Origin of the sequence: Saccharomonospora sp. CUA-673, from assembly GCF_001942305.1 — a bacterium.
Classification (GTDB): domain Bacteria; phylum Actinomycetota; class Actinomycetes; order Mycobacteriales; family Pseudonocardiaceae; genus Prauserella.
Genome location: NZ_MKKE01000008.1, coordinates 71,620 through 89,858, shown reverse-complemented (window position 1 = coordinate 89,858; position 18,239 = coordinate 71,620). Strand labels below are relative to the sequence as shown.

Sequence of the window (18,239 nt, the reverse complement as noted above, 5' to 3'; positions counted from 1 at the left end):
CCGGTCCGCTCACTCGTCGGTGAAGCGGGCGGCGAGCTCGGACCGGGAGCGGAGTCCGAGCTTGGCGTAGACGCGGGTCAGGTGGAACTGCACGGTCTTCGTCGACAGGTACAGCTCGGCGGCGACCTCCCGGTTCGTCATGCCCTGCGCGACGAGGCGGGACACGGCCTGTTCCTGCGGGGTCAGGGCGGCGGGGTCGCGTTCGGCGCGCTGCGCGCGGACTCCCCCGGCCTTGGTCTCCCGGTCGCACCGTTCGACGTAGGTCACCGCGCCGAGCGCGGCGAACGCCTCGCGCGCGCAGGTGAGCGCCTCGTCGGCCTCCTTGCGTTTCCCGGCCCTGCGCAGCACCTGTCCGTGGACGAAGTCGATGCGCGCCCGGTCGTAGCGCAGCGGCAGTCCCTCCAGCAGGTCGAGGGCCTCGCCGAACGCGGTCCGCGCCGCGGCCAGTTCCCCGCGGGCAGCCTCCAACCGGCCACGCGCGGCCCGTAGCCGCGCCCTGGCCGACGTCGAGCCGCTGTCGGCGGCCGTCTTCTCGTGCGGGCGCAGGAACGTGTCGGCCTCGTCGAGGTTGCCGGAGGCCACCAGGGCGTGTGCGTACGTGTCGGCCCACGGCCACCGGCCCGGTTCGGTTCCGATCGACGACTGCTCCGACCACCGCGTCAACGGCCGCAGCGCCCGCAGCACCCCGGCCGCATCCGCCTTGACCTCGGCGACCAACGCGTGCGCCAGGCACGAGGGCACCTGCATGATCTCGTAGTCCCGCGGTCCGGAGTCCACCCGGCGCAGCGCCTCGTCCGCGGCGTCCCACTCCCCGCGGAGCGCGTGCACGGCGACCGCCGACCACGACAGCAACGGCCCGGTGACGGCGATCCCGCTGCGGTCGAGCACGTCCTGGGCGGCCTCGACGGTCCGCAGCGCCTCGTCCCAGTCCCCGGCGAGGAACTGCGCCCGCGCGAGCCAGCCGCGCGCCCACAGCGAGACCCGTGTGGACCCGCCGAGCACGGTCGTCGGCACGCCGAGCTCGAGGTCGGCGCGCGCGTCGTCGAGGGCGTCGCGGCCCAGGTCGAGCCACCCGCGGCCCATGACGATCCGCTGCCACTGAGCCCCCGATGGCACCCGTTCGGCCAGTTCGGCGTACTCACGGACGGCCTCCTCGACACGGCCGGTGCCCGCGACGCCGAGTCCGCGGATCGCCGCCGCCTCCACCGACGCCGGGTCGTGCTCACCCGCCAGCGCGAACGCGCGATCGGCCCACAGCACGAGCTCCTCGGGTCGGCACCGGCACAGGTAGTGCAGCACGTAGCGCTGGCAGATCACGGCCGCGACCTCGGGCTCGCGGTCGACGTTGACCAGGTGCCAGGCGCGTGCCAACCGGGCCTCCGCCTCGGCGGGCCTGCCCCGCACGACGGCGAGGTAGCCCAGCACGGCATTACGCAGCGGCGTCTCCCGCAGTCCCTCGATCTCGGGGACGAGCGCGCCCGCGCCGAGCGCGTCACCCGCGCCGATGAGTGCGTCGACCGCCCTGGTCATCCGCCGTTCGCGCGTCGGCCGGTCCTCGGTGAGCCGACCCGCATCGCTCAGCAGCGACGCCGCGATGCTCCATGCGCCCTCCTCGGCGTGCTCGCCCGCCAGAGCGTCGAGCCGGTCGGCGAGGGCGGCGTCCGGGACCGGCGTCGCGGCGACCAGCAGGCGGGCCCGGCACACCGGGTCGTCGACCAGCTCGGCCGCCCGGCGCCGCAGGTCCGCGGCCGCCGCGTGCCCGAGTTCGTCCAGCACCGCCTCCCGCACCATCGGACCGGCCGGGCCGAGTTCGGTGAGGCCGCGCGGACCCGTCCGCACCAGTCCGCTCGCGCACGCCTCGTCGGCCACCGCGAGCAGCGCCGCCGGACCCCCGGTGCTGTCCCCGCCGTCCCCGGTGGTGCTGTTCTCGGTGGCGCCGAAGCCGGCGAGCATCGCCACCTCCCGCACCGTCGTGCCGGGACCGAGGACCGCCGCGGCGTCGACGAGCCTGCGGGCGGGTTCGGAGCACGCCGCCCGCGCCCGGCCCACCCAGGCGCGCATCGACGCCGGGGCGGGCAGGCGCGGGTCGAACCGGCGCCACGTGTCCCCCGGCACCTCGGCCAGCAGGTCCATGACGTGCAGCGGGACACCGGAGGTGTGCCGGGTGAGCTGTTCGGCCATGGCACGGGACAGCGGGGTGCCGCGTGCGGCCGCCAGTTCGGCCACCTCGTGGACGTCGAGCGCGCGCAGCGGCACGACCGTCGTCGTGGCGTGCCGCAGCACGTCCCGATCCATCGTCCGCGCGATCGCGACGACCAGCAGGGGCGCGTCGGGGTGGTGGCGCACGGCCGACACGAGCGCGCGCAACGACTCCTCGTCGGCCCACTGCGCGTTGTCGACGATCATCAGGGTCACCTCGGGCCCGGTGACGACGTCCGCGAGCCGCGCGGCGACCTGCCGGGTCGCGGGGCCCTCGGCCGACAGCCGCTGCCGCAACAGTTGGTCGACGACGCCGTAGGCGAGGTCGCGTTCCCATGCGGCGCCCGCCGCCCGGTGCACCGGTCCCGAATGCCGCGCGGCGAAGGCCTGGACGAGCGCGGTCTTGCCCGCGCCCCGCTCCCCCGTCACGAGCGCGAGTTCGGCCCCGCCGGACGCGACCCGGTCCCGGACCCGTTCGAGCGTCGCCGACGCGCGGCCCCGGCCGGCCAGTGCGGGGGCATCGTCGCTCACACCCGCACTGTACCGGCCGGGACCGCGCTGACCAGGCCTTCCGTTTCTGCCGGTCCTCGTCACCCCTGGCGGCCGGTGACCACCGACCGTGGTTCGCCGGCCTCGGCAGCGGCCGGCTCGGTCGAGCCGGCCGGCTGACCGGTTCCGGGTTCCTCCGAACCCACCGTGGGTGCCCCACCCGCCGTGGGCTCGCCGTCGGAGCGCGGCGGCACGAGCATCGTGACGAGCGCGGCGACCACGGCGACGGCGGCGAAGAAGTAGAACGCCGTCAGTCCGGCCAGGCCCGCGCCCACTAGCAGACCACCGACGAGCGGACCGACGATGCCGCCGAGGCGCCCGAATCCGGCGCACCACGCCACACCGGCGCCGCGCGCCCGCGTCGGGTAGTAGTTCGACACCAGTCCGTAGATCAGGACCTGCGTGCCGATCGTGCCGACACCCGCGACGGCCACGGCGGCGAGGAGCACCGCGAGCGGCAGGTTGAGCGGTAGCAGTGCCAGGGTGATCGCGGCCAGCACGAACGTCGTGCCGACCACCGGTTTCGCCCCGATCCGGTCGGCCCACGCCGACGCGAGCAGACCACCGACGATCGCGCCGCCGTTGAGCACCAACAGGAACATCAGCGAGTAGCTCTCGCCGTAGCCGTTCTCGACCATGATCTGCGGCAGCCACGTGTTGAGTCCGTAGGTCAGCAGCAGGCCCGCGAAGCTCATCATGCCGAGCAGGAACGTGGGCCAGGCGAAGGGCTTCGTTGCCAGCGCGGGGAATCCGACGCGGCCGCCCGCCGTGTCCGGCTCCGGGGCCAGGGTCACGCCCGTGCGCTCCGCGACGATCCGCGCCTCCTCGTGCCGGCCGCGCGAGGCGAGCCACTGCGCCGATTCGGGCAGCTTCACCATCGCCAGCGGCAGGAGGGTCACGATCGGCAGCGCGCCGATCAGGAACAGGCCGCGCCAGCCGATGAGGTCGTTGAGCCAGATCGCCAGCAACGAGGCCAGCACACCGCCCGCCGGGATTCCACTGTAGACAATCGCGTTGAGCCGGTTGCGTTTCTCCTTCGGCGCGAACTCGGCGACGACCGCACCGACCGTCCCCACGAGCGCGCCGACGCCGATGCCGGTGAGGAACCGGCCGAGGCCGAACATCATGACGCTGGTCGTCATCGCGGTGAACGCCATGCCCAGCGAGAACCAGGCGAGGTTGAACAGCATCACCCGCCGCCTGCCGATGATGTCGCCGAACGTGCCCGCCAACAACGCGCCCACGAGCACACCCACCAGCGCGTAGCTGCCGAGCGCGCCGCCCTGTTCGGGACTGATCGCACCCAGGTGACCGGGATCGGCGAGCAGCGAGGGCAGGATGGCGCCGTAGATGACGAGGTCGTAGCCGTCGAAGGTGAGCGTGATCGCCGAGAGGGCAACCACCCAGAACACGGTACGTCGGCGTTTCACCTCAACGTGATCGGACATGACTGCCTCCCGGGAGATGGGAACAAGGGGAAATCTGTGGGTGGGCTCGGCGCGGGCGGTCAGCCCTGGTCGCCGCCGCCGACGGGAACCACCGTTCCGGTCATGTACGCGGCCTCGTCGGAGGCCAGGAAGGCGATCACGGCGGCCTGCTCGTCGAGCGTTCCGTAGCGTTTCAGCAGGGACGAGGCGACGGTCTGATCGATGTGGGCCCGGAACCAGGACTTCTCGCGGTCGGTCTGCGGCACGTCGCCGCCGCGCGGGATGCGCCGGGGCGGGGCGTCCGTACCGCCGGGCGCCGCCGCGACGACCCGCACCCCGGCGTCGGCGCATTCCATCGCCAGCGACTCGGTGATCGCGTTGATCCCGCCCTTCGCCGCGGAGTACGGAATGCGGTGGATCCCACGCGTCGCCACCGACGAGACGTTGACGATCGTGCCGCCGCCGTCGGCCGTCAACGCGGGCAACGCCGCCCGGCACGACCACAGCGTCGTCATCAGCGAACGGGTGATCTCCGCCTGGATCTGCTCCGGGGTGAACTCGGTGAAGGGTTTGAACCACATCGCCCCGCCGACGTTGTTGATCAGGACGTCGATCCGCCCGAACGCCTCGACGGCTCGGTCGATCACCGCCTGCGCACCGGCGTAGGTCTCCAGATCGGCCAGCACCGGCTCGGCCGTGCCGCCTGCCCCGGTGACGTCGTCGGCGACCTCGGTGACCAGGGGCGAGCGGTCGGCCAACACCACCGTCCCGCCCTCGGCGCCGATCCGCCGCGCGGTGTGCTCGCCGATGCCCTGCGCGGCCCCGGTGACCACGACGACCTTGCCCGCGAACCGGCCCGGCGACACGAACGCCGGCCGCGGCGCGCTGCGCTCCCCCGCCCGGCGCGGCTCCGGTACGGTCTCGCTGCTCGACGCGGCGGAGGCCCCGGCGGCTGCGTCGGTCCTGTCCGTTGTGGGCGTCGGACCGGCCGGGGCGGCGAACATCTCCTGTCCCGCCACGGACCGCACGGCGACCTGTTCGGCGACGGGGTCGACGGCGCCGTGGCCCGTGCCGAGCGGTGCGGCCGTGCCGGGGTCGAACATGACCTGTCCGGCGACGGCCCGTCCCTCACCGATGCCGATGCCGACCAGTTCGCGCAGCCGCTCCTCGGTGGAGTCCACGCCATGAACAGCGCGGGCTCCACCGAGGGCGTCCCGGACTCCGTGGACTCCGTGGACTCCGTTGTCCGCACTGTCCATTGTGGCCTCCTCGGCCGGCTTCACCGCGGCGCCCTCGGGCAGCACGTTCCCGGGCCCGTCCCCAGGAGCGTCGTCCGGTAGGGCGTCGTCGGCAAGCGCGTCGTCGGGCGCGGCGGCGACGGCGAACTTCTCGTAGTGGATGGCGGCGGGCGTGATGCCGCGGTCTGCGAAGTGGGCGCGGACGGCGTCGACCATCGGCGGCGGTCCGCACAGGTAGACCTCGACGTTGCCGTCGTGCAGGTGTCGGTCGCCGATCAGGCTCATCACGTAGCCCTTGTTGGGCGCGGTGCTCGCCGGGTCGGCGACGACGTGGTCCCAGGTGAGTTGGGGGAGTTCGGCGGCGAGTTTGCCGATGGTGTCGAGTTCGACGACGTCGCGTCGGTGGTGGCGCCGTAGACGAGGTGCACGGGCCTGGTCGATCCGGTGGCCGCCATGGTGCGCAGGATCGACAGGATGGGCGCGAGTCCGGTGCGCCGGCGAGCAGCAGCATCGGGCGGTCGTTGTCGCGCAGGAAGAACGTGCCGTGCGGCCCGGTGAAGGTCAGCTGGTCGCCGACGGCGGCAGCACCGGTGAGGTGGTCGGACATGACGCCGCCGGGTGCGAGTTTCATCAGGAACGTCAGCGAGGTGTCGTCGGGTCCGTTGCTGAACGAGTACGACCGGGTCTCGTCGGTGCCGGGTACGGCGAGGTTGACGTACTGCCCGGGCAGGAAGGTCAGGTCGGCGCGCTGCGGGAGGTCGATGGTGAGCGCCATGGTGCTGGGTGAGAGCCGGTCGAGCGCCGTGATGGTCGCGGTGAACTCGGCGGCCCCGGTTTTGGCGGCGTCGGAGGTCATCGCGATCCGCAGGACGACGTCGGAGGCGGGTGACATGCTGCAGGGCAGGACGTAGCCCTGGGCGGCTTCGTCGTCGCTGAGGGCGTCGTCGAGGTAGTCGTCGCCGACGACGGTGCCGGATTCGCAGAACGCCTTGCAGGTGCCGCAGGCCCCGTCGCGACAGTCGAGGGGAATGTTGATGCGCTGCCGGTAGGACGCGTCGGCGATGGTCTGCTCGGGCGCACACTCGATGAACCGAGTAACCCCGTCCTCAAAAGCCAAAGCAACTCGATAACTCACAACATTCTCCTAAAAAACTAGACCAGCCCAGCCCAACGGCCCCCGAACTGCCTACCGGTCCCCTACGTCAACAACCGAACAGCACGCCCGCCAGCCGGCACCGCCGCGGGTTCTCAGCGGGCCCCTGACGAGGACAGCGCCGACGAGGAGCTACAACACAGCCGCGCGAATGCGCGTCCATGAGGGGTGGTGGTCGGGCTGGCGGGCGGGAATTCGTGAGGGGGGGGGGATCCCGCAGTCAGGGGTCCGCTGAGGTTCCGCTACCCGCACCGACCGCGACGGACCGTCAACCATCCATCAAATGTGGTAAACGTCCACGACATGGTGGATGTAATCATTCTTCAAAACTACAGTCTTCCGTCGAATCAAAGGACTGTCTCCGGAGAAGTCGACGGTGTAGAAGGAGGTGCCGTAGTAGGGATCGACGGTGTGGTAGCGAAAGTACATGGTGTGCCAGTTGAACCGCACGTCGAGCAGGTCGCCGCGGCGTTCGATGACTTCGACGTTGCTGATGTTGTGGCTGGTGCGTGGCTCGGGGAGCGAGGTGGCGCTGGAGCGTTCGGTGCGGATGCGGAAGACGCGGTCCTCGAGCCCGCCCTTGTTGGGGTAGTAGATGAGGGACATTTCGCGCCTGGGGTCTTCGGTGAGGCGGTCGTTGTCGTCCCAGCAGGGCATCCAGAAAACGACGTCGTCGGCGTAGCATTCGAGCCATTTCTCGAATTCTCGGTCGTCGAGGTAGCGGGCCTCGCGGTAGAGGAATTGTTCGAGGTCGTTCTGGGTGATGTGTTTGGTGGGTGCCGGGTGGGTGCCGGTGGTGGGTTCGGCGGTGGCGGTCATCTCGGGACTCCCTTGTACTGAGATGGCACGTACGGAGTTGGCGTGTGCCGGGACGGCGGGCGCCGGGCTGTGGGCTGCGGCGGGTTCAGCCGCGTTTGGCGGCCTCGGCCTGCACGGCGGCGCGCATGGTCTCGGCCCAGTAGCCGTGTTGGACGGGGTAGAGACCTTCGTCCTCGTTGCGTTGGCCTGCGGAGATCACGCCGGGCATGTCGAGTGCGGTGGCGACCTCGTCGGGACCGCCCAGCCAGTGTTCTGCGCCGCGGCTCATGTCGTTCCAGGGCGCGGCCTCGGCGCGGAAGGTGAGCTGACAGGAGCGGAATTCCTCGAGGTCGTCGGGGGTGGCCATACCGGTGGCGTTGAAGAAGTCCTCGTACTGGCGGATGCGCCAGGCCCGCGATTCGTCGCTCTCGCCCTTGGGGGCGATGCAGTAGATGGTGACCTCGGTCTTGTCGGGTGCGATCGGGCGGAAGTGCCGGATCTGCGTGGAGAACTGGTCCATCAGGTAGACGTTGGGGTACAGGCACAGGTTGCGGGAGCCCTTGACCATGAACTCGCCCTTGGCCTCGCCGAACTTCTCCTTCAGTTCCTCCATCCGCGGCCACAGTGGACGGTCCTGCGGGTTGCCGGCCCAGGTCCACAGGCACAGGTGTCCGTAGGGGTAGGACCAGTAGCCGCCGCCGGACTTGCCCCAGCTGCCGGCGTCGAGGGTCTTGGTGTCGTTCTTCGACTCGCCGGTGTTGCGCCGGGACGTGGTCGCCGCGTAGTTCCAGTGGGTGGCGGTGACGTGGTAGCCGTCGGCGCCGTTCTCGGCCTGCACCTTCCAGTTGCCGTCGAAGGTGTAGGTGGACGCGCCGCGCAGCACCTCGAGTCCGTCGGGCGACTGGTCGACGAGCATGTCGATGACCTTCGTGGTGTCGCCGAGGTGGTCGGCCAGGTCGAGCACGTCGGCGTTGAGGCTGCCGAACAGGAACCCGCGGTAGGAGTCGAACCGGGCGACCTTGGTGAGGTTGTGGGAGCCGTTGGTGTTGAACGACTCGGGGTACCCGGCGCCGTCGGGGTCCTTGACCTTCAGCAGCGTGCCGTCGTTGCGGAACGTCCACCCGTGGAAGGGGCAGGTCAGCGTGGGCCGGTTGTCGGTCTTGCGCCGGCACAGCATCGCCCCGCGGTGGGCGCACGCGTTGATCAGGCAGTGCAGCTCGCCACCGGAGTCGCGGGTGATCACGACGGGCTGGCGCCCGATGTAGGTCGTGAAGTAGTCCCCGGGGTTCGGGAGCTGACTCTCGTGGGCCAGGTAGATCCAGTTGCCCTCGAAGATGTGCTTCATCTCGAGTTCGAAGATCTCCTCGTCGGTGAAGATCCGGCGGTTGGCGCGGTAAACACCGGTTTCGCGGTCTTCGACGACGGCGTCGGCGAGAACGGCCGACACGTGATCCAGGGTCTCGGTCATGGAGTCCTCCTCGGCCGGCTGATCGGCTCTGATCGGCGGGTGCCATGACTGTGACAGCGCCGCGAACGAGGCAAACCAGGTAAATGCCCAGTCCTGGCCCAGGGGGTCATTGATCGATGTGGGCGATCAATCGGTATCGAACATGTCCTTGTTCTGGATCAATCCGAGTACCTACCGTGAGATCTCACCCGATGCCGAGTGATGTGAGGGAGGTGCGCGGAGTGGAGTTACGGCACCTCCGGTACTTCGTGGCCGTGGCCGAGACCTGTCATTTCGGCCGTGCGGCGCAGCGCCTGCGGCTGGCCCAGCCGGCGTTGTCGCACGCCGTCCGGCAGCTCGAGGCCGAGCTCGGCGCGACCCTGTTCGCCAGGACGACCCGTCAGGTGAGCCTGACTCCGGCGGGCGAGTTCTTCCTCGCCGAGGCCCACCGGTCCTGGACACGCTGGCCGACGGCGTACACGGGGTGCGGCAGATCGCGGGCGGCCGACTCGGCCTGCTGCGCATCGGTTTCACCGGCACGGCCGCGTTCTCGCACCTGCCCCGGATCGCGCGGACCCTGCAACGCCGGCTGCCCGAGGTCGCCCTCGACGTCAACGCCGACCTGCTGACCCCGGGCCAGTGCGATCTGCTGCGTTCCGGCGATCTGGACATCGGCGCGCTGCGCCCGCCGGCGCGCGGCGCCGACATCGAGCTGCGCGTCATCGACACCGAACCACTCATCCTCGCTGTGCCCGCCGACCACCGGCTGGCCGCCGAGCCGGTCGTGTCGATGGGCGATCTGCGGGCCGAGTCGTTCATCGGTTACGCGAGCAAGGACTCCGTGGTCAACGACGCGGTGACCCGCAGCTGCGAGAACGCGGGCTTCACCCCGCAGCGCGAGCACCAGGCGGCCGGCACCGCGGTGTTGTTGTCGCTGGTCGCCGGCGGTCTGGGCGTGGCGGTGGTGCCGACGTCCGCGCGGGCCCTGCCGCTGGCGGGCGTGGTGCTGCGCGACCTGACCGATGCCGGCAGCGTCGAGCTGGCCCTGGCCTGGCACGCCGGCAACGACTCTCCCCTCGTGCGCTCGGTCGTCGACGTCCTCGAACCCGCCCTCACCGACCCCGACACCGGCCCCGACCAGGGCCCCGATGCAGACCGGACCGGCGACCCGACCCCGTCGACCCCCGAGGTGAGTCCATGAAGATCACGCGGATCGAGGCGATCCCGTTCTCCATTCCGTATCGCAAACCGTTGCTGTTCGCCTCGGGCGAGGTGCACGCGGCCGAGCACGTCCTGGTGCGGGTACACACCGACGACGGCATCGTCGGCGTCGCCGAGGCACCGCCGCGCCCGTTCACCTACGGCGAGACCCGCACCGGCATCGTCACGGTGATCGACGAGATCTTCGCCCCGCAACTGACCGGCCTGCGGCTCGTCGAACGCGAGACGATGCACGCGCGGATGCACCGCACCGTCGGGAATCCGGCGGCGAAGGCGGCCGTCGACATGGCCGTGTGGGACGCCCTCGGCCGCACCCTCGACACGAGCGTCACCGAACTGCTCGGCGGCTACACCGACCGCATGCGCGTGTCGCACATGCTCGGCTTCGACGAGCCCGCGGCGATGGTCGCCGAGGCCGAACGGATGCGGGACACCTACGGCATCACGACGTTCAAGGTGAAGGTCGGCCGCCGTCCCGTCTCGCTCGACACCGCCGTGGTGCGGGCGCTGCGCGAGGCGCTCGGCCCGGACGTCGAGCTCTACGTCGACGGCAACCGCGGCTGGACGGCGGCCGAATCGGCCGTGGCGATGCGCCAGATGTCCGATCTGGACCTGCTGTTCGCCGAGGAACTGTGCCCCGCCGACGACGTACTCGGCCGGCGCTGGCTCGTGTCTCAAGTGGACGTTCCGTTCATCGCCGACGAGTCGGCGGTCACCTCGGCCGACGTGACCCGCGAGATTCTCGGCGGCTCGGCCACGGCCATCAACATCAAGGTGGCGCGCAGCGGATTCACCCTCGCCCAGCGCGCACACCACCTCGCCGAGGGACTCGGACTGGAGGTCGTGATGGGCAACCAGATCGACGGCCAGCTCGGGTCGATGTGCACCGTCGCGTTCGGAGCGGCGTTCGCCCGCACGTCGCGGCGCGCGGGCGAGCTGTCCAACTTCCTCGACATGAGCGACGACCTGCTGACCGAACCGCTGCAGATCACCGGCGGCGAACTGACCATCCGCCCGGGCGCGGGCCACGGCGTCGACATCGACCCCGACAAGCTCGCTCACTACCGCCAGGACGGCTGACCACGACCGACCACACGAACCCACCCGCACGACCCCCGAGCTGACCCCGGAATCAAGGAGGATTCTCATGACCACCATCCCCACCGAGGCGACGGCCGCGGCCGCGGGCGCCAACGCGACGGCGCACTTCGCCAGCGACAAGAGCCCCTTCGACGCGGTCCGCGACACCCCGCCCGCCCGGGTCGATGCCCTGGCCAAGCGGGTGCTCGGCGCCATCCACGACACGATCCGCGAGGAACAGGTCACCTACGCCGAGTACAACGCGCTGAAGGCGTGGCTGATCCAGGTCGGCCAGGACGGCGAGTGGCCGTTGTTCCTGGACGTGTGGGTCGAGCACGTCGTCGAGGAGGTCGCCACCGACCACCGCGAGGGCAGCAAGGGCACCATCGAGGGTCCGTACTACGTGCCGGACGCACCCGAGTGCGCCGAGAACGGCGTCGGCACGATCCCGATGCGCGACGACGAGCAGGGCACGCCCCTGAGGTGGACGGGCACGGTGACCGCCACCGACGGCACGCCGCTCGAGAACGCCGTCGTCGAGGTGTGGCACGCCGACGACGACGGCTACTACAGCCAGTTCGAGCCGAGCCAGCCGCAGTGGAATCTGCGCGGCACGTTCTCGGTCGGAGACGGAGGGCGGTTCGAGATCACCACGATCCGGCCCGCGCCGTACCAGATCCCGACCGACGGGGCGTGCGGCAAGCTGATCGCCGCGGCCGGGTGGCACGCGTGGCGGCCCGCGCACATCCACGTCAAGGTCTCCGCGCCCGGCCACGAGCTGCTCACCGCTCAGCTGTACTTCCCCGGCGACGAACACAACGACGACGACATCGCCTCGGCCGTCAAGCCGGAACTGATCCTCGACCCGAAGCCGACCGGCGACGGAACCGAGACCGTCGACTACGGCTTCGTCCTCGACCCGGTGCGCGGCTGACACGGCCAGATCACGCAGCCTGACGAACGTAGTCCTCGCGCAGAAAGGTCGTCACGGCTCGTCGTGCACGGGATAGCTCGCGCCGGAAGCCGTATCTGGTCCAACCCCGGCGCCGGGCCGCGTCCTGCTGCGTCACATGTACGAGGTGCACATCGGCCAGGAGGTTCGCTTGGGTCTGCGTGATCGCGTCCGATACGACCGCTTCGGCGAGGACGAGGTCCGGGTTTCCCGCCCCCGGTGCGGTGACCGGCTGCGGCGCATCGACGAATCCGAGAACGCATCGGTTCGCGATGCGCCGTTCCCGGCGACAGGTCTGCTCCACATGGCGTTGCACCAGCCTGAACAACGTCGCTGCACGTTCGGGGCGGCGAGGTCGATCGCCTCAAGACCGAGGTAGAGCCCCAGCACGGTCTCTGCCTCGATGTCGACCATGTCCCCGACACAACTGCGCGCCGCTGAGCTCGACAGCTGCCGCAACCTCGGCAGCAACATGCCCGCGGCCACGATCGACCAGGGATCCGGCTCGTGACGCGCGCGCCGCACAAGCTCTCGCCAGATGACGTCCTTGGCAGAATCGCCGGTGTCCGCCGCGAACAACACACCGCGGACAACCGGAAGAGCCCGCGGCGTGGGCGGCTGGCCGGGACATAGCGGGGGCAGGGTGATCGGTTCGATGACCTTGGCAAGTTCGTGGAATTTCTCTTGAATAATTCCGAGCACTGATGCCGACATGGCATTGCCACCTCCATGGGTCGGGGATACAAGACGACGAAAAGGCGTGACACAAAAGACACCAGACGACACCTTCACTACATCATGTGAACAGTGAGCGGGCACTGATCAAGATCGGCAAAGATCAACTGCACGGAATGATCGACGGACAGCCGTACGGTTTTGTCTTACGGCTACAACATTCGGGTGAAACCTCGCACTTTTCCGCATTCTCGTGGCGTCTCTATGGATGCACGGGGGTTGCAGCCAGCCACCGCCAACCCATCCCCACCCCTTCGTTGGGAGACGTCATGACAAGGTCGATCTTCAGCTACTACGACACCACGCCCGTACAACCCGGATGCGGGGACGAGGTTCTCGTCCCCGCCCGCTCCTGCGAGCTTTCCCTTCCCCGGCAACACATCCTCGCCGCAGATGCCCGCAGCGCCGTCCGCGACCTGTCGACACACCTGTCCGTGCGGGACGCAGCGTGGCGGGCGATCATCAGTCGCGCCCGACGCGACCCGGGCCTGTGGCATCCCGTTGCAATCTGGGCAGCCATCCCGACCTTGAAGTGGACCGCTACGCGGCTCTATCGCCACTGGGGAGGAGACCTCGAAGACCTCCGCTCCGAGGCGATCCTCGCCTTCCTTCAGGAGACCCGCGCAATGAAACTCGACAACCGTGCGATAGGGACGCGACTGAAGTGGTCCATCTACACGAAGGTCCGCAATGCCAACGCCCATCTCTACCGAGAGAGGCCCGTCGAGAATATCGACCTGACGCAGGCACGGCCGGTCATTCCAGACCCACAATTCGACATTCCCGCTCTGGCCGGTCGGCGACCACGTAGCACCGCAGCCACGCTCCGCGCGGTCCACGGGGAACGCTTGGGTGAACTGGCCCAGCACTACGGCCTTGCCGCTCGCTTGAACCATCGCCACGACACCGGAAGCGGGGACGCCGCATGATCAAGCGCGGGACCGACCTGACGTTCCCCGAATTGTTCAACCTGCCTGCGACCGTGGACATGCACACCGCCGCATGCGCGCTGGGCATCTGTGTCAATACCGCCTACCGGCTTGCGAAACGCGGCTGCTTTCCGTGTCTCATCTTCCGACCCGGGTGGCGCTATCGCATTCCCACGGCTGCGCTGATGCAGGTATTGGGCGTCGATGGCGGAAAGGTCGACATGGCAGACGTAAACCGTGCCATCGACGATGCCGCAGGCTCCTATCCGGCTCCCCGGATGGCATGACCTGCTGATCACCGGCCACGTCTCGGCCCCCGGCGCCTGCGCCTGCGCGCCGGGGGCCGAGACGTGCCGCCAGGAGCCGGGCGTCGAGCGGAAGCATCGCCGTAGGCCCTCCTGTTACATTCGACCGAGGTCCGGACCCGCACAGGAGGTACGACAGATGCCCGAGCCGATTCTCGTGTCGATCGCCGCCGCACTCGCCGGCAAGGCCAGCACCAGCCTGTGGGAGCTGGTCCGCACCAAGTTCTCCGGCGACGACAAGGCACTCGCCGAACTCGACGCTGCCAGTGATCAACCCGAGGACCAGGAGCGCATCACCCGCCTCGCCGAACGACTCGAAGAGGCGGGCAAACAGGACCCCGAGTTCGCGAAACAACTGCACGCGGAGTGGCAGCAGGTGAACACCCAGAACGTCAGCGGAGGAATGTTCAACAACCAGTTCAACGGGCCCGTCGGCAAGAACGCCTATATCGACACCGTCCACGGCGACCTTCGCCTGTGACCTCTGCGAATCACCCGGGTCCGCCGCCCGGTTGGACCACGGCGAACCCGACCGCACGAATTCTGGTCGTCGTCCACAACGTCACCGCCGCCACGCGCCTCCTCGACGTACTGCCCGACATCGCACGCGATGCCCGAGTGCAGCTCTCGTTCACCTGCCCGCGGTCGAGCCCCTTCACCGCCGGCACGGACGAACACCTGCGCAGCCACGGCATCGAACCGGTGCCTTGGGAGCATGCCACACACACCGAGTTCGACCTCGCCATCTCCGCCAGCTACGGCGAGAATCTCCACGAGATATCCGCGCCGATCGTCACCATCCCCCACGGATTGGGCTACAATAAATACTTGAAACCGGGAAACCGGGAAACCGGGAAACCGGGAAACCGGGAAACCGGGAAACCGGGAAACCGGGAAACCGGGAAACCGGTTTTCGGTTTGTCGGAGCCGTGGCTGTTGCATGACGGGAACGTCGTGCCGGCCGTCATCGGGTTGTCGCACCCGGAGCAACTCGACCGGCTGCACGCAGCGTGCCCCGAAGCTGCACCGGCGGCCCGGATCCTCGGCGATCCGTGCATCGACCGGCTGCGCGCGAGCACACCGCTGCGCGAGACCTACCGGCAGGCATTCGGACTCGCCCCCGGCCAGCACCTCGTCCTCGTGACATCCACGTGGGGGCCCGACTCGCTCTACGGCCGGCGGCCCGACCTGGCTCTCGAACTCGCGCGCCGGCTCCCGCTCGACGAGTACCGCATCGCCTTGTCGCTGCATCCCAACATCGCCGCAGGCCACTCGCCGTGGCAGGTGCGAATGTGGCTCGACGACTGCCGCCGCGACGGGATTCTCGTCCTTCCCGACGGCGATCACTGGATGCCCGCGACCCTCGCCTCGAGCCTCGTCGTCGGAGATCACGGCTCCACCACTTTCTACGCGGCGTCCCAGGACATACCGGTCCTACTGGCCAGCGCGCCGGCGACGCGGTCGACCCCGCCTCCCCCATCGCCGCACTGCTGCGCACCGCTCCGCGTATCGACCCCGCAGACGACCCGGCGGACCGCGTCGCCGACACGGTCCGCACCCACCGGCCCGGTACCCATGGCGCCGTCACCACGCTGGCCACGTCACGCCCCGGGCAATTCGTTCGGCGGTTCCGCGCCACCGTGTACGACCTGCTCGGGCTCTCACCACCGACGACCGCGCCCGAGGACCGGCCCGTTCCCGCACCGGCGGTGGCGCTGTCCGACCCCCGCACCACGTTCGTCCGTGCCACGATCGAATCGACAGACCCCGCGACGTTCGCTCTCGAACGCCGCCCTTCCGGCTCCCTCCGGTCGCCGTCGACCGACCGGCGGGATTCCTGCCTCGTGGTCGACGCCGCGAACCCCCGTACCGAGCACCTGCCGTTGGCCGACGTGATCGTGCACCACGCGGTCGCCGACGCGGAATCCTGGACGACGGCGACACTCGCCGCATTGCCGGGCTGTCAGCTGGCCGCCGCACGCGACCGGCGCGGCTGGCTGATCGCTGGCGTCGACGGTCAGCGGATCCGCGTCCCCGCACCGGCCTCCGACGGCGCGCTCCTCGCGCCTGCGCTGCGCGCATGGTTGGCCGACGACCGCAAACTCGCCGAACTGCCCGCGACGGTGACGGTGCGCAGCGGTGCCCGGGACATCAGGGCGACACTCGAGCCAGCCGATCCGTGAGGTCGCTGTGCAGGCGGGCGAATCCGCAGCGCTCGGCGATCTCCAGTGCATTCGTCAGGCGCCGGTGTGCGATGCCCGCGTCGCCGCGAACCTGCGCGAGGTCCGCGAGAGCGGCGTAGGCCTCGACGAGGATGTCCTGCGGGCCGGCGTCTTTCGCCCGCGTGACGACATCCTGCAGCCCTGTCTCGGCCTCCGCCAACGCTTCGGCATCGGCCTTCTCGATCCGGCGCTTCGCGCACCACAGGTCGACCTTCAACACATTGTCCGGGTCCGGTTTCGCCGCGAAGTACGCCCGAGCCTCGCCGAGCAGTTCCAGTGCCTGGTCGATGTCCGCAAGCACGGTGGCGTGGTGGAACGTCGCCAACGCCAACCGCTCCGGTTCGGCCTTGTCCTTTGCGTACACGTAGTTCTCGTCGAGCAGTTGCCGCGCCGGTTCGATGCGGCCCTGAGCCCTCCGTAGCAGTCCGAGGGCTTCCTTCCCGCTGTTGAGCGCCTCGTCCGATTCGGTCTGCTCCGCGTTCCGGATCGCGGTCACCAGCAGGTCGGCCGCATCGTCGAACCTGCCGAGGTCACGTAGCCCGAACGCCCACTGCTGGCGGAGGATCGACGCGGCCACCGGAAACGCCAGTTCGTCGGCGGCAGCGGCGGCGATCTCCCCCACGGCCACCTGGTCGTAGGTGTACTTGTCCTTGTCGTGCAGCGGCCACAACGCGATCGCCATGCGGCACACCACGTCGTGGCTACCGAGGCGGTACGCAAGGTCGGCGACGGCGCGGAGGGTCCGCCGTTCGGTCCGCAGCCACTCCCGCGCGACGTCGGCATCGTCGAGTGGCGCCGGTAGATCGTCGCCCCACAGGTTTTCGGGCCACGTGCGCTTCGGCATCCATGCCCGTGCGCACGCCATGGCGTGTCGTGTGTAATACCGCACGAGATCGGCCGTGCGGATGTCTCGCTCCTCGTCGTCGAGGAGACCGGCGGCGTGTGCCGCCATGAGTTCCCGCGATGCAAGCTCGTATCGGTCGTCGGCGATCTCGGTCACCAGCGCCGCCCGCTTGAGCGCGCGCAGTGCATCGTCGGCGTCGTCGACGTGGACGTCGAGGACGGCGGCAACGGCCTCCGACGTCACGCCGGCGCCGGACGGGTGAATGCCGAACAGGCGATAACACCGCCGAACCACGTCGTCCTCGAACCGGTTGTACGCGGTGTCGAACACCTGGCGCATGCCGGCCCAGCCACGCTCGGGGTCGGCGAGCTTCCTGGCGAGGCGGCTCAGCGACATCTCCCCCAGCAGGGATCCTGCGATGTTCAACGCCGCGGCGGACCCGTCACATCGCCGCAGCACCGTCGCCAACGCCTCCGCGTCCGACCTCAGGTCCGACCCGGGTGCCAACTTCGCGAGCAGCTCCGTGGCCGCAGCACCGTCCAGTTTCCCCACGGTGACCTCCCTGTCCGCGGCGAGCCCCAGCAGCGCCTGCGCGCCCACCGCCACGACGGCCGAACGGCCGTTGGCCGGCCGCAACGCCTCGATCTGTGCCGTCGTCACGACATCGTCGATCACGACGAGCACGCTTTTGCCGTGTGTCCACGACAACCACAGGTTCTTCCGCCCGGTCAGCGAGGCCGGGATCGGCTCCCGCGCTGCCGTGGTCCGCTCGAGCCATTCGCGCAACTGCTCACCGAGCCGCTCGTCGTCGGCGACCCCGAGCTGAGCAACGAAAACGCCGTCCGGGAACCGTCTCCCGACGTCGTTGGCCACCTGCGTCGCCAGCGCGCTCTTGCCGATTCCCGGCGAACCGACGACGACGCCCACGCGCGGCGCGCCGTCGCAGTCGGCCGGCGCCAGAACGGCGGCCAAGTCGGCCCGCGGCCCATGGTGATTGGTGTAGTGCGGCAGTTCCGCCGGCACCTGCCACGGCGGCGGAATCGGAGCTGATTCCCCGGCGTGCACGTGGACAGCACCGATCTGAACGGCCTTCTCGACATCGCCGTGGAATGTGTTGCTGAAGCCGGTCATGAGACCCCC

General features: G+C 69.8%; 13 protein-coding genes and 2 pseudogenes. 7 read left to right on the top strand and 8 right to left on the bottom strand.

What is annotated here, in order from left to right:
* Positions 1-9 precede the first annotated feature (9 nt).
* From BJF85_RS05065 to benA, 6 genes and pseudogenes are all read right to left on the bottom strand, one after another.
* Entirely contained in the window at positions 10-2,730 is a 2,721-nt protein-coding gene (locus tag BJF85_RS05065; protein WP_075845978.1) for a LuxR family transcriptional regulator, read from the bottom strand.
* Between the two features lie 59 nt (positions 2,731-2,789).
* Positions 2,790-4,196 (bottom strand): aromatic acid/H+ symport family MFS transporter, encoded by a 1,407-nt coding sequence (locus BJF85_RS05060; RefSeq protein ID WP_083665942.1) that lies wholly within the window; start codon positions 4,194-4,196, stop codon positions 2,790-2,792.
* Positions 4,197-4,255: 59 nt separating this feature from the next.
* Positions 4,256-5,788 (bottom strand): benzoate diol dehydrogenase BenD, encoded by a 1,533-nt coding sequence (benD, locus tag BJF85_RS30880; protein ID WP_304442306.1) that lies wholly within the window; start codon positions 5,786-5,788, stop codon positions 4,256-4,258.
* 220 nt (positions 5,789-6,008) lie between these two features.
* Positions 6,009-6,548: pseudogene (locus BJF85_RS29635) on the bottom strand (2Fe-2S iron-sulfur cluster-binding protein); the annotation flags it as partial.
* A 297-nt stretch (positions 6,549-6,845) separates the two neighbouring features.
* Positions 6,846-7,385, bottom strand: a complete 540-nt coding sequence (gene benB / locus BJF85_RS05050) for a benzoate 1,2-dioxygenase small subunit (protein ID WP_075845977.1) — start codon at positions 7,383-7,385, stop codon at positions 6,846-6,848.
* An 85-nt stretch (positions 7,386-7,470) separates the two neighbouring features.
* A complete protein-coding gene (benA, locus tag BJF85_RS05045; protein WP_075845976.1) occupies positions 7,471-8,832 on the bottom strand; it encodes a benzoate 1,2-dioxygenase large subunit in 1,362 nt (453 codons plus the stop codon).
* Between the two features lie 221 nt (positions 8,833-9,053).
* Here benA and BJF85_RS29630 point away from each other — a divergent pair.
* The 3 genes and pseudogenes from BJF85_RS29630 (at position 9,054) to catA (ending at position 12,046) form a co-directional block, all read left to right on the top strand.
* Positions 9,054-10,012, top strand: a pseudogene (locus BJF85_RS29630) (LysR family transcriptional regulator).
* Positions 10,009-11,112, top strand: coding sequence for a mandelate racemase/muconate lactonizing enzyme family protein (locus BJF85_RS05035; RefSeq protein ID WP_075845975.1), 1,104 nt, complete (start codon positions 10,009-10,011; stop codon positions 11,110-11,112). The pseudogene BJF85_RS29630 and the gene BJF85_RS05035 overlap by 4 nt, the downstream one beginning before the upstream one ends.
* A 67-nt stretch (positions 11,113-11,179) precedes the next feature.
* Positions 11,180-12,046 (top strand): catechol 1,2-dioxygenase, encoded by an 867-nt coding sequence (gene catA / locus BJF85_RS05030; protein ID WP_075845974.1) that lies wholly within the window; start codon positions 11,180-11,182, stop codon positions 12,044-12,046.
* Positions 12,047-12,056: 10 nt separating this feature from the next.
* Here the strand turns inward: catA and BJF85_RS27105 are convergent, their stop codons facing one another.
* Complete coding sequence (locus tag BJF85_RS27105) at positions 12,057-12,392, bottom strand: hypothetical protein (RefSeq protein ID WP_139320468.1); 336 nt, start codon at positions 12,390-12,392, stop codon at positions 12,057-12,059.
* 676 nt (positions 12,393-13,068) lie between these two features.
* Between BJF85_RS27105 and BJF85_RS05020 the strand changes: the two genes are divergently transcribed.
* From BJF85_RS05020 to BJF85_RS28680, 4 genes are all read left to right on the top strand, one after another.
* Positions 13,069-13,728 (top strand): hypothetical protein, encoded by a 660-nt coding sequence (locus tag BJF85_RS05020; RefSeq protein WP_075845972.1) that lies wholly within the window; start codon positions 13,069-13,071, stop codon positions 13,726-13,728.
* Positions 13,725-14,015, top strand: coding sequence for a helix-turn-helix domain-containing protein (locus tag BJF85_RS05015; RefSeq protein ID WP_075845971.1), 291 nt, complete (start codon positions 13,725-13,727; stop codon positions 14,013-14,015). The genes BJF85_RS05020 and BJF85_RS05015 overlap by 4 nt, the downstream gene beginning before the upstream one ends.
* Before the next feature lie 157 nt (positions 14,016-14,172).
* A complete protein-coding gene (locus tag BJF85_RS05010; protein WP_075845970.1) occupies positions 14,173-14,514 on the top strand; it encodes a hypothetical protein in 342 nt (113 codons plus the stop codon).
* An 811-nt stretch (positions 14,515-15,325) separates the two neighbouring features.
* The gene (locus BJF85_RS28680) at positions 15,326-16,216 is read left to right on the top strand and encodes a hypothetical protein (RefSeq protein WP_139320467.1); all 891 of its coding nucleotides are present in this window, start codon (positions 15,326-15,328) and stop codon (positions 16,214-16,216) included.
* Here BJF85_RS28680 and BJF85_RS04995 read toward each other — a convergent pair.
* A complete protein-coding gene (locus BJF85_RS04995) occupies positions 16,185-18,230 on the bottom strand; it encodes an NB-ARC domain-containing protein (RefSeq protein ID WP_075845967.1) in 2,046 nt (681 codons plus the stop codon). The two genes, BJF85_RS28680 and BJF85_RS04995, sit on opposite strands and share 32 nt — an antisense overlap.
* Positions 18,231-18,239: the final 9 nt, after the last annotated feature.